The sequence below is a fragment of the Pararcticibacter amylolyticus genome (genome assembly GCF_003130405.1).
GTDB lineage: Bacteria > Bacteroidota > Bacteroidia > Sphingobacteriales > Sphingobacteriaceae > Arcticibacter > Arcticibacter amylolyticus.
Genome location: NZ_QEAS01000008.1, coordinates 202,263 through 217,043, shown reverse-complemented (window position 1 = coordinate 217,043; position 14,781 = coordinate 202,263). Strand labels below are relative to the sequence as shown.

Annotated in this window: 10 protein-coding genes and 1 pseudogene; 9 read left to right on the top strand and 2 right to left on the bottom strand. The window is 42.6% G+C overall.

All coding sequences use genetic code 11. The features are described from left to right. Positions 1 to 993 (bottom strand): annotated as a pseudogene (locus tag DDR33_RS11385) (hypothetical protein); the annotation flags it as partial. A gap of 354 nt (positions 994 to 1,347) precedes the next feature. On the opposite strand from DDR33_RS11385, the gene DDR33_RS11380 reads away from it, so the two are divergent. The 3 genes from DDR33_RS11380 to DDR33_RS11370 all read left to right on the top strand — a co-directional run bounded on the left by DDR33_RS11380 (position 1,348) and on the right by DDR33_RS11370 (position 5,032). Then, a complete protein-coding gene (locus DDR33_RS11380; protein ID WP_109415908.1) occupies positions 1,348 to 2,802 on the top strand; it encodes a sensor histidine kinase in 1,455 nt (484 codons plus the stop codon). 12 nt (positions 2,803 to 2,814) lie between these two features. Beyond that, the gene (locus DDR33_RS11375) at positions 2,815 to 3,495 is read left to right on the top strand and encodes a LytR/AlgR family response regulator transcription factor (RefSeq protein ID WP_109415907.1); all 681 of its coding nucleotides are present in this window, start codon (positions 2,815 to 2,817) and stop codon (positions 3,493 to 3,495) included. 757 nt (positions 3,496 to 4,252) lie between these two features. After that, the gene (locus DDR33_RS11370; RefSeq protein ID WP_109415906.1) at positions 4,253 to 5,032 is read left to right on the top strand and encodes a phytanoyl-CoA dioxygenase family protein; all 780 of its coding nucleotides are present in this window, start codon (positions 4,253 to 4,255) and stop codon (positions 5,030 to 5,032) included. A gap of 183 nt (positions 5,033 to 5,215) precedes the next feature. On the opposite strand, the gene DDR33_RS11365 is transcribed toward DDR33_RS11370, so the two are convergent. After that, a complete protein-coding gene (locus tag DDR33_RS11365) occupies positions 5,216 to 5,584 on the bottom strand; it encodes a DUF4180 domain-containing protein (RefSeq protein WP_109415905.1) in 369 nt (122 codons plus the stop codon). A gap of 304 nt (positions 5,585 to 5,888) precedes the next feature. Between DDR33_RS11365 and DDR33_RS11360 the strand changes: the two genes are divergently transcribed. The 6 genes from DDR33_RS11360 (at position 5,889) to DDR33_RS11335 (ending at position 14,778) form a co-directional block, all read left to right on the top strand. Further along, positions 5,889 to 6,776, top strand: coding sequence for a helix-turn-helix domain-containing protein (locus DDR33_RS11360; protein WP_109415904.1), 888 nt, complete (start codon positions 5,889 to 5,891; stop codon positions 6,774 to 6,776). A gap of 78 nt (positions 6,777 to 6,854) precedes the next feature. Further along, a complete protein-coding gene (locus DDR33_RS11355) occupies positions 6,855 to 7,352 on the top strand; it encodes a VOC family protein (RefSeq protein WP_146198749.1) in 498 nt (165 codons plus the stop codon). Between the two features lie 284 nt (positions 7,353 to 7,636). Next, entirely contained in the window at positions 7,637 to 8,182 is a 546-nt protein-coding gene (locus DDR33_RS11350; protein WP_158280714.1) for a sigma-70 family RNA polymerase sigma factor, read from the top strand. An 82-nt stretch (positions 8,183 to 8,264) separates the two neighbouring features. Further along, on the top strand, positions 8,265 to 9,470 hold the full coding sequence (locus DDR33_RS11345) for a FecR family protein (protein ID WP_109415902.1): 1,206 nt from the start codon (positions 8,265 to 8,267) through the stop codon (positions 9,468 to 9,470). A 279-nt stretch (positions 9,471 to 9,749) separates the two neighbouring features. After that, complete coding sequence (locus DDR33_RS11340) at positions 9,750 to 13,253, top strand: SusC/RagA family TonB-linked outer membrane protein (protein ID WP_158280713.1); 3,504 nt, start codon at positions 9,750 to 9,752, stop codon at positions 13,251 to 13,253. A gap of 25 nt (positions 13,254 to 13,278) precedes the next feature. Further along, on the top strand, positions 13,279 to 14,778 hold the full coding sequence (locus DDR33_RS11335; protein ID WP_109415900.1) for a RagB/SusD family nutrient uptake outer membrane protein: 1,500 nt from the start codon (positions 13,279 to 13,281) through the stop codon (positions 14,776 to 14,778). The last annotated feature ends 3 nt before the right edge of the window (positions 14,779 to 14,781 follow it).

Below are 14,781 nucleotides of genomic sequence, written 5' to 3'. Positions count from 1 at the left end.
TGAAACACCAATGCCGCCGTCGCCCGGGTACGCTTTGCCGTTCTGTCCCGATGCGCCTGTGGCATCGCCGCGAAACCCTCCTCCTCCTCCTGAAGTCCGGCCTGTTCCCCCGGCACCGTTTCGGCCACCGGTGTTTAGGGTGTAACTCTCTGGTGGGTTAGATACACTATAGGCGTCGGCGCCAACGGAATCTATCTGACCAGGGCTTCCATTGTACCGCCAGACGTTCAGCACAGTCCAATTACTTTCTATTCCCACCCAGGAGGCTCCGGCACCACCTCCAGCTACCAGCAAAGGTATAGGCCGGTTGTTTACACCACGGCGCGTTAAGAACGAACCTCCTCCTCCTCCAGGGGTGGGGCAATTGGTACTACCTGAGTAACCGCTGGTCGTCGTTCCCTGCCCTGCAACCAATATGTCTAGTATCTCTGCAGCCTTTGCTGCAAACGTTCCTTTCATAGACGCTCCATAACCGCCAACTGGTGAGGGGTTGGGATTATTTAAGACGTTCATAGATCCTCCCTGCCCTCCAATAGCCTGCATGGTTAATGTATCGACATCAGCAGGAACGGTAAATGTTTGCATCCCGCCTGTATAATTGTAAAACGTGAAAGCATACTCTGAACCGTAAATAAGTACTCCTGATCCGGTAATAGCATAAGGTTTTACGTAATACACCTGGTTGGGTTGTAATCCCGAAGGCTGCGCTACAAAACTATAATTTCCAGTTCCACTGGTTACGTTTATCTTAGTATCTGAAGTAGTCGGGTTTTTGGTTTTATTGTATACTATACCACTTTGAGTGGTTGAACCGATCCCTTGGATTTTTACAGTCACTTTGATTGATGTTATATCATAGGGATTATTATCGATTGAAGTTATTATTATCCCCTTATTATTTGCGAAAACTCCAAAAAACGGTGGTAAGGTTACCTGTGCTATTGAGGCTTTCAAGCAGACTGTCAACAGAGCCAGTATCAAAACTTGTTTCATTCGTTACGTTTTTATTGATTTCCTTACCTTAGGGTATATAATAATAGATTCTTTAGTGCTACGACCGATATATGAACGTAAAATACTGATATTTTGTAAGCAATTTCGCATCAATAACAAACTGTGTATAAGTTTGTTTCAATACTTCCAATGATACCCGTCCCCAGCATATCTGTAGATAATTTCCTCACCCTTAAACCCATACGCATTTGAGCTATAAATAGATGGACAGCCAAGTTATACCTATGCCATTTAGTGATGTTTGTCACATTTTTTTATAGTTTTATCACATTTGTATATTGTGATTGCTTCGGCTTTGTAGCATTGCAGTAAACAAATAACTAAATTCAAACGATGAATAATCAAGTGAATACCAGATTAAATGGTTATGCCAAAATAGAATTCTGGATTGTGACGAGTTGCATCATAGGTGCATATCTGCTTTCTTTTCTATCTTTCGGTAATGTAATCGATCAATATGGGAACCAACATTTCAATACCCAGCAAATAGGGCAGCAATCCATCCCCTTGCTATTCAGCTATCTTATTGTATTTATCCTGTACCTTTCACTTCGCTTTTACTTAAGCCCGGCTTTTGAGAACACGGATGAAACATCGGCAAAAAGCACTCCGATGATACTCTTCTTTATGGCTTTATGCTATCTGGCAGGTGTAGTTAACATGTATTTTGCAGCATTGCTTGCTCTAAAAGTACTGGTTATTTACTTTAAGCGAAATGTCAATAACAAAGGCAACGAACCATATTATGAAGCTTCATTACTTATCGCATCATGGTTACTTGTAAGCCTTATTAGTTGTTTATATCTGCCCGTCCCTTCATTATTTAAATTCTATACGCTCTTTGACGTACTGATGGGTATTATGGTCTACTTATATGCTGTGTATAATTTTTGCCCTGTTACTACGGGCAAAAAAAGGTCAGGCCTATTTTATTGGTGGCGAATGTTCCTGATTGCTATACTATCCACGATCATCATATTTCTTACTGGCTTATGCTTCAGAACGGAGGTTTATAACAGACCGATAGGTTCTCTTTCGGTTAAAATTGGTGACGATAACGATGTTGTGATCTTAGCGATTTTAAATTTATTTACACAACTGCTTATAATTACACCACTGGCCAGGTATATTTATAATAAGCGGAACGTCAAAAGGAATGAAGAAATAACAACATTAAAAACCGAACTCGGAAAATCGGATGCTAACCTTACTTTTTTAAAATCTCAGATCAACCCGCATTTTATGTTTAATGCCCTCAATACATTATATGCGACTGCCTTGCAGGAAGACGCTGATCGTACAGGGGAAGGCATCCAGAGGCTGGGCGATATGATGCGCTTTATGCTGGACGAAAATATGCAGGATAAAATCCTGCTTACCCGGGATATAGAATACCTCAGAAACTACATTTCACTACAAAAACTCCGGATAGAGAATTCTCCCGAGATCACTATTGATTCTGATATAGAAGACTATACAGACGACCTGCTCATTGCGCCAATGTTATTAATCCCTTTTGTTGAAAATGCTTTTAAACACGGCATTAGCCTGCAAAATCAATCACACATCAAAGTTACCTTAAGAATTGACCAAAATACCCTTTACTTTGATGTACATAACAGTATCCATTTCCGCAATGAGAATGATCCGGAAAAACACCGCAGCGGCATTGGCCTTGAAAATGTAAAGCAACGGTTGATGTTGCTTTACCCCGAAAAGCATGACCTGGTCATTCATCAAAACAGCAGGGAATTTTTTGTTCACTTAAGATTGAATCTTACGAATTAAATCTGATTACTTATGATTGCGATTGCCGTTGATGATGAACCTCTAGCTCTTGATATTATCCGATCTCATGCGGCTAAAGCTTCTTTTATTGAGCTTAAAGAAACTTTTACCAATGCATTTAAAGCTATCACCTATTTACAGCAAAATAAGGTTGACCTCATATTCCTGGATGTAAAAATGCCCGACATTAGCGGGATCGATTTTCTCAGCACTATCAATAATCCGCCGATGGTTATTTTTACAACTGCTTACTCGGAGCATGCGGTAAAAAGTTTTGAACTGGATGCCATCGATTATCTTTTAAAGCCGTTTTCACTTCCCCGCTTTCTAAAAGCGTGCAATAAGGCTTACGAACTTTATAGGTTGCGCAAACAGCCTCTTGAACCAGAGGATACCTCCATTTTTATAAAGGATGGGTTGGAACAAATCAAAATTCAAATAAACGAAATAACCTATATTGAAGCTGCGGGTAATTATACCAGGATTTTCCTTACAAATGACAGATGCGTTAGTACCAGAGCAACTATTGGAGAAATGTTAATGCTTTTGCCACCAAAAAAGTTTATAAGAACGCACCGTGCTTACATTGTTGCCCGCGATAAAATTTCAAAGTTTGACCGAAATCAGGTGATCGTAGCTAACAAGGAAATTCCTATAGGCGCCACTTATTCCAACTGTTTAAAGGAATTGTAGCATCTTTGGCCCGAATATTCTCCATGCTTGAGAGCGGCGCAGGAACTGGCAAGACGATACTGGCTATTTTCAGAAGTAAAACTCTTTCTTTTGTACGACCCGTTAATTTAGTAGCACAAAGGCTTAAGCCTGTCTCTAATTAAATGTTCGACTTGAGGGGTGACCAAACCTGAAGCAAGGAACGACATTCGGATAAAGTTAGCGCTTGGACGAGCATGTGTACTCTATTGTTTTCGAATTAGCCTTTTAATTTACCTGCTGCCCTTTAATTGTCTAATATCTCCAAGATGACCCCTTTTCTTCTATTCCAAGTAGTCCCTAAGTTTTATCAACATTATACCTTGAAACGCTGGTCGCCGCTTTGAATTGTCTGGCTGGAAAAAGAATTATCACCAGGAGACGCACTTACAGTTACGGCACAATTTATTCCGCAAGCTTATGCAGAAATGCGTATCAATAATCCGGAAAAGCTAATGGAAAACCAAATTTAGTAACCAATACAGTAGAGCAAGTAACACACCATCCGTCTCAGTTTGCCCCTGAGCGAAGTTTTATCTCAATTTGAACGCGTTATTTAAACTTTTATGTAGTTTTGTACTTATGAGAATGACTGTAATGTTATAATATCCTTCCCGCTCAGTTTTGAGAGTGCACGGTAATGCAACTGTGTAAGTATATCCTATTCTAATATTTTCTAATAATTAAGTTTTCACGCGTGCTATTTTGCCGGGTGATGGCTTTTAATTTACATAGTAACATGTCATCCATTTTAAGTAAAGAACAAATTGAACATTTCATTTACGATGGATTTGTTCGCATTGACAACGCGTTTTCTAAAGAAGTGGCAAATGCTGCCTTAGATATTTTATGGCAGGATATTCCTTTTGATCGCTCTAACCCAGGAAGCTGGACAGAGCCAGTCATTCGCTTAGGCATGTATTTACAGGAGCCGTTTATAAAGTCCGTGAATACGCCTTCTTTATACACCATATTCGACGAGCTTTTAGGCTCAAATACCTGGATCCCCTGCAAAAGCGTCGGCACATTCCCTGTCAGATTTCCAACCGGCAAACTGCCTAATGATACCGGCAAACATGTGGATGTGAGTTTCCCGGGTGATGATCCGGAAAACTACTTTACATGGCGCGCCAATATCAGATCAAAAGGAAGAGCATTGCTCATGTTAGTTCTATACTCTGATGTAAGCAGCGAAGATGCACCTACTGTGATCTACAAACAGTCGCACATGGATATCGCAAAGCTGCTTTATCCGGAAGGAGATAAAGGCTTGTCATTTTTAGAAATTGCAGCCAGGTTGAACGACTTGCCAAACCGCGATGAAGTATTTGCGACAGGCAAAGCTGGTACAATTTATCTTTGCCATCCATTTTTGGTTCATTCTGCTCAATCTCATAGAGGTGTTAATCCTAAATTCATGGCCCAGCCACCGCTCTTACTCCGGGGCGAATTAAACATTATCGATTCGGAATCCGGGCTTTCGCCGGTTGAGCGGGCGATACGTGTGGCAATTGATTGACGATTAAAAAATGTCTTCCTAAGTTAAAATACCTGGGCGTGATAAAGAAGCCTTTCGGGATACACTGCCCCCAAAGAAGCTAGACGCTGATTGGGGGCACTTTTGTGATCAGAGCCAAGATGTAATATGAAAAAAAAGCCACGTAATGGTGGCTGTCATATTGTGAATTTGCAAAGTTAAAGTTTATGACACGGTACCTGACAGTTTCGTCAATGCTTCTTCTACGGAACTAAGAAAATTGACATGACCGTTTTTATTACTTTCATATATAAAGTCGGTAATACTCTTTGCTGTGTAGGATGAAAAATCTCCTGCAATGGCTAGCTTTACGCGGTAATTTGAAAACTTTTGAAGTATCTCACCGGCAATGCCGGTTTTCAAATCAAAGAAATCTGCTGTGATATTCTGCTTCCGGATAATTATTCCGTCGAATCCCTGATAATAAAGATCACCCAGAAGATCAAGTGCTTCTTCAGGCCTTCTAATAATAATAGCCTCCTCCTGTATCTCTGCTATTCTTGTGTTATTTATGGTATGGCCAACTACATTCATGTTCAAAATTAATCAAGATTGTTCCTTTATTGTATGCCGGCTATGCAGAAAATAATAATTGATGCCGGAAAAATTGACTTACTGCTTGCATAGCCTTCTCAAATTTCGGTTGTATACTGCTTCGTAACTATACAAAGATATATATTGCAACTTCTCCCGATATTGCATATCAGTGCAAAACGCATACTTTTGGTTTAAAAGTTTGTTCACAATGTAATCTTCGCTGATAGGACGCGTAATAAATGCAGCTCCCCGTCACCTGAGAAAAGCAATGTATATGTATCGGAAAAATAACGGGTAGAATATGATTGTAAAATCTTTAGAAGCAGAAGATTTTATCAGGATGCATTTATGTCTTCAGCCGAATGATGCTAAAGATACAAGTTGTTCTGTCTTTAGTGTAAATGAATGCCTGAAACCTATTGATGCAGTTAAGTTAAATTTTCATTTGGTTATTTTATGTGCGCAGGGGAATTGTGATATTGTGGTCGGTCATCACAGTTTTTCCATACAGCCTTATACCGTTTCTATCATTCCGCCTCATACAGTTTTTTCCATCAGGCATTTTTCTACGGACTTTGATGCATGCCTTTTACTCTTCCAGGCCGATTTCGTAAAGAAAGGATTTGTAAAAAGCGAGATCATGGAAGAACTATTGTTCATCAATCCGGATTATCCGCCAATTTTCGTCCTTAAAAAAAAGAACTTCAGGGATACATTGTATAAATTCAGAAAAATAAAAGAAGAGATAGAGAATCAGTCGCCCTTTTTTCTTGAAGTTTCAAGGCTGTATGTATTGCAGATACTTTATAATTATAATAGAGTATGCGAACTGTGCCTGTTGAACTCAGATAAGTCCATTAACAGACAGTATCAGGTAATGTATGAGTTCAGGAAGTTAGTAGATAAGAATTTTCATCGGCTCAAGACGGTAAAGGAATATGCCGACTTAATGTGTCTTTCGCCAAAATATGTCAGCGAATGCGTGAAAAATCAGACAGGAGTATCAGCCCTTACTCTCATTCAGAACCGGATTATTTTGGAAGCAGAATTACTTTTAAGGTATTCTGCAATTTCTATAAAATGTGTTTCCGATAGGTTAGGCTTCGCCTCTGCTTCTGCTTTTTCCCGCTTTTTCAAGGGATTGAAAGGTATATCTCCTGTTCAGTATCAGAACAAACAGGAAAATTGACAACACAAACCGAGTTTCTGTAATTGCCTGGTGTAGTTTTCGTTCGCAATTTTGCCCCGTAATATCAAAGCAAATTTTATGAAACGAAAATCATTAAGTCTTATTCTATCAGCTATTACGCTAACTTCTTTTACTTCCTGTAATAATCAAACTACTTTAAAAACGTCTGATAACAAAAACGAAATGAAAGCTGTACAGTTCAGAGTGGCCAGACCTACTAACAACCTTAACGAAGTTGTGAAATTTTATAACGAAGCTTTAGGGCTGGAGATATTGGGAAAATTTGAAGACCATTTAGGTTATGACGGCGTAATGTTAGGAATGCCAGACAAAACTTATCACCTGGAATTCACCCAACACATAGACAGAGCCCCGCTACCCGAACCTACAAAGGAAAATTTGCTGGTTTTCTACTATGACCGTCCGGATGATTATAAAAAAGCCAATGCACGAATACAGGGAACTGGAATAATGCCCGTGGAGCCTGAAAACCCTTATTGGAAAGGCAAAAGCGAAACATACGAAGACCCGGACGGCTGGAGAGTGATTTTGTTTAATGGAGTATATAATCCGTAAAGCGCTGGATCGCGTAGCCTCCCAATATTTATGATAAAGTTGTAATTATGGTATTGCAGAGTCAGAGCCTGTACTGAAGAATACATGCTCTGAGTCTGCAATCACCAACAATCGGCTTTTTCTAGTTATAATCTCCAATTGGAGATGGAATTCTTTTTTTACCAGTATATTCCCCAATATTTCCAAAAACAACCACCCTTCTCCCCTTTTTTTTATCAAAAAATCCCAAAAAAACTTAACTTTACATCTGCATGGGCAGAATCCGGAAGTTATATTCTCATAAAATGACTGCTGATCCTCGATTGGATTTGTTGTTTAAGGAATATTATGACCGGCTCGTCTTTTTTTCCTGGCAAATCACAAAGGATAAACAACAGTCGGAAGATATTGCCCAGGATGCCTTTATCGCCTATTGGCAGCAACGGAACGAGATAGTGTCGCATCCTGTAGCTATCAAAAATTTTCTCTATCGCTCGGTAAAGAATGCCAGCCTGAATGTTGTGAGGCATACCAGGGTTGTTGGCCAGTTTCAGAACAGTCATCCCGGCACGGAACCTGCGGAAGAATACATTTTAGAGGCTATCATTTCTGCCGAAATTATTGCGGAAGTTAACCTGGCAATAGAATCCCTTCCCCCCCACCTGATAAAACTGACCCGTTTAAGTTTTTTGGAAGGCAAAAAGAACCATGAGGTGGCCGAAGAGTTAGAAATGTCTGTAAATACCGTGAAGAAACAAAAACAACGGGTGCTGGAGCTTCTGAAGATGAGTTTACATCCTGAACTCATTATTCTGCTTGTAACCTACGGCACTTTTTTTACCCGCGAATAAGCTCCGGCAAAAGAATTACAATTTTTTAACAAAAACTTTATCCACTTTTTAAGCTGAGGTGTCCTTATTGTATTGAAGCAATATGGAGCATTTTGACGACTTATTTGACCTGGGAAGGCTCGTATCGGGTTATTTGAAAAATGACCTTTCGCCAGAGGAACAGCTTAAGCTGGATAATTGGTTGTCAGCCAGTGCAGATAATCGTACAACGTTTCAGCGCTTAACATCAGAGACAAAGTTGAAGGCTGATTACGGGACTTTCGGCGAAACAGATAAGCAGACTGCATGGGAACGGGTAAGTGCAGAAACAGGATACCGAAAGAAAACAGCACATGTGAGCAACAGGTTCCGGATCACGGCTGTGGCTTCGCTTATATTTATTCTTTTCATTGGAGTCTTCTTATATCTTAACCAGGCAGAGCTTTCCCGTATAGCGGCGGGTAAACAAGACCGGTATAAAAACGACATAAGGCCGGGCGGCAACAGAGCCACCTTAACGCTTGCAGGGGGAAAAAAGATAGTGCTTGACAATACGAATCAGGGGCTCTTAACAGAGAGCGGGCACCTGGCCATACGGCAGGACGCCGGAGGTGGCTTGAGGTATGTATCAGGCGGCAATTCCTCAGCCGCAGATGTCGCCTACAATACACTTACGACACCTAATGGCGGCACGTTTAGTATTACTCTGGCCGATGGCAGCAAAATATGGCTGAATGCCGGCACCTCGCTGCGTTTTCCTGAGGTGTTTACAGGCCGTGAACGCAAAATTGAGTTATTATATGGCGAGGCATATTTCGAGGTAAAACATGAGGAGAAAGCTCCTTTTATAGTTAAAACCCCGAATGGCCTGGTAGAAGATCTTGGAACTCACTTTAACATCAGCGCCTATCGTGGTGCAACGGCCGAAAGAACAACCTTGCTTGAAGGCAGCGTACGAGTAAGCGCCAATCGACGGAACGTAACGCTGGTACCGGGGCAGGAAGCGGCAGTAAGCACAGGACAGGATGCTGGGATCCGGGTTGCCGCCTGCGATCCCGCTGATGCAGTTGCCTGGAAGAACGGGCTTTTCCTGTTTAATAATGCGAGGCTTGAAAGCATTATGGATGAGATAGGGCGATGGTATAATGTCAGGGTGAGTTACGGCAATGAAGCGGTTAAGAATGAGGTGTTCTTAGGAAGTATATCGCGGTTCAAAAACGTATCGGAAGTGCTGGACTTGCTTGAAAAAACAGGTAATATTCATTTTGAGTTGAAAGATAACACCATCAGGGTGCAGTCTAAACAGTAATTAACAGAAGTGATCACTTTAAAATTTCTATGACTATGACATAATGCATACGATTTTTTAACCAGGACTCTGAAAAAACAAAACAGGGGCGCTTGCAACACCCCCGTTTAAGTTTTTCCTGTAATAGCCTGAGAATTGCGGAAACAATCTTTTTACTACTAAACAGAAACCCAAATGTATAAAACTTATACAGAATTTTTATATGGGCTGAAATGCCTTTGGTTCAGGTTATACCGACTTCTGTCACAAACAGATACGGCGTTCAAAAAACAATTATTGATGAATATTAAGTTAACTGCTGTCCTGGTGTTCGTAATGGTGATCCGCGTCGGAGCCGCATCGTTCGGGCAACAGGTTACATTAAAGAAAGACCGCATTTCGCTTGAACAACTATTCAAAGAAATCAGAAAACAGACGGGATATAATTTTTTGCTTTCGGGTGCGAAAATTAAAACGCAAAGCGTGATCAGTGTCGATTTTAAGGGGACGCCACTGACGGAGGTGCTCGATAAGGTGTTAACGGCACAATCGCTTGACTACTCAATAGAGAAGCAAACCATACTTGTGGTTCCCGGGAAAACGTCTGTTTTGGATAAAATACGGAGCTTTTTTCTGCGGGTTAATGTGAGAGGCAGATTGGTTGACGAGAATGGGGATGCCCTGCCGGGCGCAAGTATCCGTTTAAAGACCGGCGGACTGGGCACGGTCAGCAATACGAACGGCGACTTCTATCTTCCAAATGCGGCAGAGCAGGATTCGGTCATTATTACTTTTTTAGGATACCGGGAGAGACGCCTCGCCGTTAAAGCAGATCTGGGAACTATCGCGCTGATGCCGGCTAACCAGGCATTAAAAGAAATAACAGTCAGCTCGGGTTATCAGAGTATCTTGAAAGAGCGGGCTACCGGCGCCTATGATCAGTTGGGGCAGAATGTATTGTCTAACCGGCCAGTATCAAACCCATCCACAGCATTACAAGGTATGGTAGCGGGTATGCAGGCTAAGGAAAACGCCGATGGATCGGTGTCATTTCTGATCCGGGGAAGCAGTTCCATTTATGGCGACAGAGCCCCGCTGGTGGTCGTTGACGGCTTCCCGGTGGCTAAAAACGATTTTTCTACCATCAATCCCAATGACATTGAATCGGTAACGGTTTTAAAGGATGCCGCGGCTGCTTCTATCTGGGGCGCACGTGCTGCAAACGGAGTGATTGTTATCGTTACTAAAAAATCAAAGAACGGCAAACCAGGTCTGACTGTCAACGCGAATGCGTTTACACGGATTTCAAAACGTACGGACGTAAATGAATTAATCCCTATTGCCTCCTCAGCTGAACAGATCGGTCTGGAAAGGACGGCTTTTCAAAACAGGTGGGTGTTCAGGGAAACAACCGGATCTTTTGACAACGATCTGCTCAAACCGCAAACGCTTGGTCAGGAGTTGCTTTATGCGAATAAAAACGGCAAGCTAAGCACAGCCGCTATGAACGCCGGTTTAGACAGTTTGAGCAGGATAAATAACCAGGGACAAATCGGCGATTTGTTACTGCGCAGGGCGGTTCTCAGCCAATACAACGTAGATTTTTCAATGATAGGTGATAAATCAAAGTCGTTTGCTTCGCTGTTAATTGAAGATAACAAAACGCGTTACCAGGGTAGCGGCTACAATCGTTATGGGTTGAATTTCAGTAACGAATACAGTTTTACGAAGTTTCTGACCTTCAATTTCGGCCTGTATCTTCAATATAATAAACAAACCAGCAGCGGTGCAACACCTGCCGAACTGAGAAGTCTTTCTCCTTACGAAACGTTATTGAACCCGGACGGGACTTACTCCGTGAATTTAAATACCTTTAACAGGGAAGTTTTATCTGGTTTACCTTTAAACGATTTTCCGTATGCTGACTTAAGTTATAACTTATTGCGGGAGGTTCGGGGCCGCGATTTCAAAACCCAGGATTACAACGCCAGGATTCAGACGGGCTTCAACGTCCGGATCATTCCAGGTCTAAACTTCGATACCAGATTGCAGTACGAGCGCGGCAAAACTGAGATTGACAAATATTACAGCGACGATACGTTTTACGTAAGAAACATGGTGGACCAGAATCTTGAATACTTTCCGGACACCAGAACCGTAGGAAGGCAATTTCTGCCTAAAGGCGGCATAGGCCAGAACAGCACCGCGAATGCAGCCAGCTATGTATTTCGTAACCAGTTAAATTTTGTAAGAGATTTCGGCGCCAAACACAGCATTAATGCCATTGCCGGTATGGAAATTTCGCAGTATCGTACGGATACAAGGGATAATCCGTGGTTATATGGTTATTATCCCGACAAATTACAAACTACAGTGCCCCCGTATGGTTATGGAAGCTCCGCAGAGCAGATCATCGGCCTCGACGGCTGGGAAACAGAACTGCCCGGCGGCGCTACAGTGCCTGGATATGGATTAGACCGTTATATATCATATTACGGCAATGCTGCTTATACGTATGACCGTAAGTATACTATTTCCGGCAGTATCCGGACCGATGCTTCTAATTATATCACCAAAATATCGTCCCTTCGATGGGAGCCTCTATGGTCTGTCGGTGGTTTGTGGAACATCAAAGGAGAGCGTTTTGCTGAAAACATCAACTGGCTGGACCGGTTGAGCCTGCGTGTCACCCATGGCCGTAACGGGAATGTCGAAAAGACAACGTCAACCAACACGTTACTGACGGTTTCAACATCCCCAAGTATTACAACGGGCACCATTACAGCAGTAATATCTGACAATGGTAACCCCACCCTGCGATGGGAAAAAACAACGACTACGAACGTGGGGATAGATTATGTATTATTCAAAGGAAAACTGAACGGTAAAATAGACTTGTACAACAAAAAAGGCACAGATATTACCGGTACAATTGCACTGGCCGCTGCGACCGGCACTACCAGTCAGAAATTCAATAATGCCGGTATCACAAACCGGGGTATAGAAGTGGAACTGGGCACACAGTTAAAATTACCCGGTATTCCCGTTACCTATAGCACATCGTTAAATTATGCTTACAACAAAAACGTAGTCAATAATTTATATTATCCTTCGCTGACGGCTGCGCAAATGCTTGATATTCCTAACGCAGTTGTGCAGGGACGACCGATAAATCCTGTTTATTCTTTCACCTATGCGGGTACAATTGATGGTGTGCCCCAGGTTGCAGGTCCCAATGGCCAGCCAGGTACGTTTAACAGTGACGCACTCACCCGCGGTTTGGGGGCGCAGTTCCTTAACTACGAAGGATCAGCAATCCCGCCGCATACAGCCGGCTGGTACAGTACATTCGGGTACCGTAACCTGAGTTTATCGGTATTATTCATTGGCAAATTCGGCGGCGTCTACCGCAATGATACCTACAATTACAATTTTGCGTACGTGGGCTCCAGGAAAACGATTGCCAACCGGTATATTTCAGACGTCTATGCCGGCCGCACCGATATCCCTCCGTTTCCAAAAGCTAACGAAACTAATTTATATCTATGGGACCGCTACGTCCCTTATTTAAGTGGCTTAGTTGAAAGCTCATCCTATATTGAGTGTAAAGAGGTTATGCTGAACTATACGCTACCGCCATCGGTCATGGGTAAAACCAGGTTACGCAATGTGAAATTGTTCGCCCAACTAAGGGATTTAGGGCTGGTATGGACAGCTAATGAAAAAGGGTATAACCCGGATTGGTTACCCGGAACGGACCGCCCGCTTGCCACCTGTACATTCGGCGTCAACATAGGATTTTAATCAATAGCTGTTAGACATCAATAAAATGAAAAGATTAAATATACTCATACTGATGCTGGGTCTGATTTGCCTGGCGTCATGCAAAAACTACCTGGATGAACCCAACAAAATTCAGGCTGACATCAAGACGGTAGATCAGTTACAGGCTCTGCTGGATAATGTGACCGGGCTTGAGCCCTATGGCGGGGTTGCCTTTGGCTATGAAGGCGATAACGCAACAGCGACTTATTCTACTGATGATACAGAGATCACACCCGAGTTATACAGGAATTACCCGAGTGCTTTTACCCTGGTACGTCTGTATTATTACACGCTCGACATTGATAATATCATTGGAGCTGCTTCAGACCCGTTATGGAACAATGAGTTCAGGAAAATATTTAATGCCAATGTTGTTCTCGCGAATGCGGACGATGCTTCAGGCGATGCTGTCAGCAGGAACCGCATAAAAGCTGATGCTTACTTCATTAGGGCATATAGCTACTGGACTTTGGTGAACTACTATTGCCTGCCCTATGCAGAGGAGAATTTTAATGCAAAGGGCTTACCCATAAAAAAAACGACGGACTATTCAGAATTTTTAAAGCGGGCCTCGCTTAAAGAAACCTATGATTTTATCTTATCTGATATTGCTCAGGCTCAGTCGCTGGTTAATTACAACGATGTACAGGCAGATATGAGGTGGCGTGTCAGCAAACCGGCGATCGATGCGTTTTTAAGCCGGTATTATCTGTTTACAGGAGACTATGACAAATCGGTTCAGTATGCCAACAGCGCACTGACCTCGCAAACGGCAAAACTGGTCGATTTTAATACTATACCGGCGGGCAGACCGGCTACCTACAGTAACCCCTCAGCTACATTAAACTATTCCGCCTTAAATGATTATTCATCCACCAGATTTTTTAAATGGGATGAGTTTTATTATGCCCGTTTTACTTACACCGGCTCTCAATGGGATATTCCAAGCACCAACCTCCTTTCCATGTATGATCATAGCAACGATTTGCGTTTCCTCCTGCTGATGATCCCGAATGGCGGACGCCGGGCAGGCGTAATCACCCCGGCGCAGTATCGCTATACTTATTTCAGTGACGGAAGTTACCTGCCTTCAGGTCCTACTATTGCTGAGGTATTGCTGAATAAGGCTGAGGCATTAGCGCGCAAAGGCAATATGACCGATGCTTTGGCGGCAGTTAACATGTTACGTGCAAAGCGACTGAAAACGTATGTTCCCCTTACGGCAGGCAGTGCTGCGAATGCACTCACGCAAATTTTACAGGAACGCCGCCGGGAATTGCCTTTTAGTTTTCGCTGGACTGATATCAGACGTTTCAGCGTAAATGAGACTCCCGGGGACGATGTGACGGTTACGCATACTTTTTATAAAATGGGCGTGGGTACAGTTGATTTGAATACGATTCAGACGTACACCCTGCCCGTGAAAAGCCTGCGTTATGCAGTTCCGATCAACAGTTTCGAGATCACCGCCAGCCAGGGACAGATCGAGCAGAATAACTACTAACAC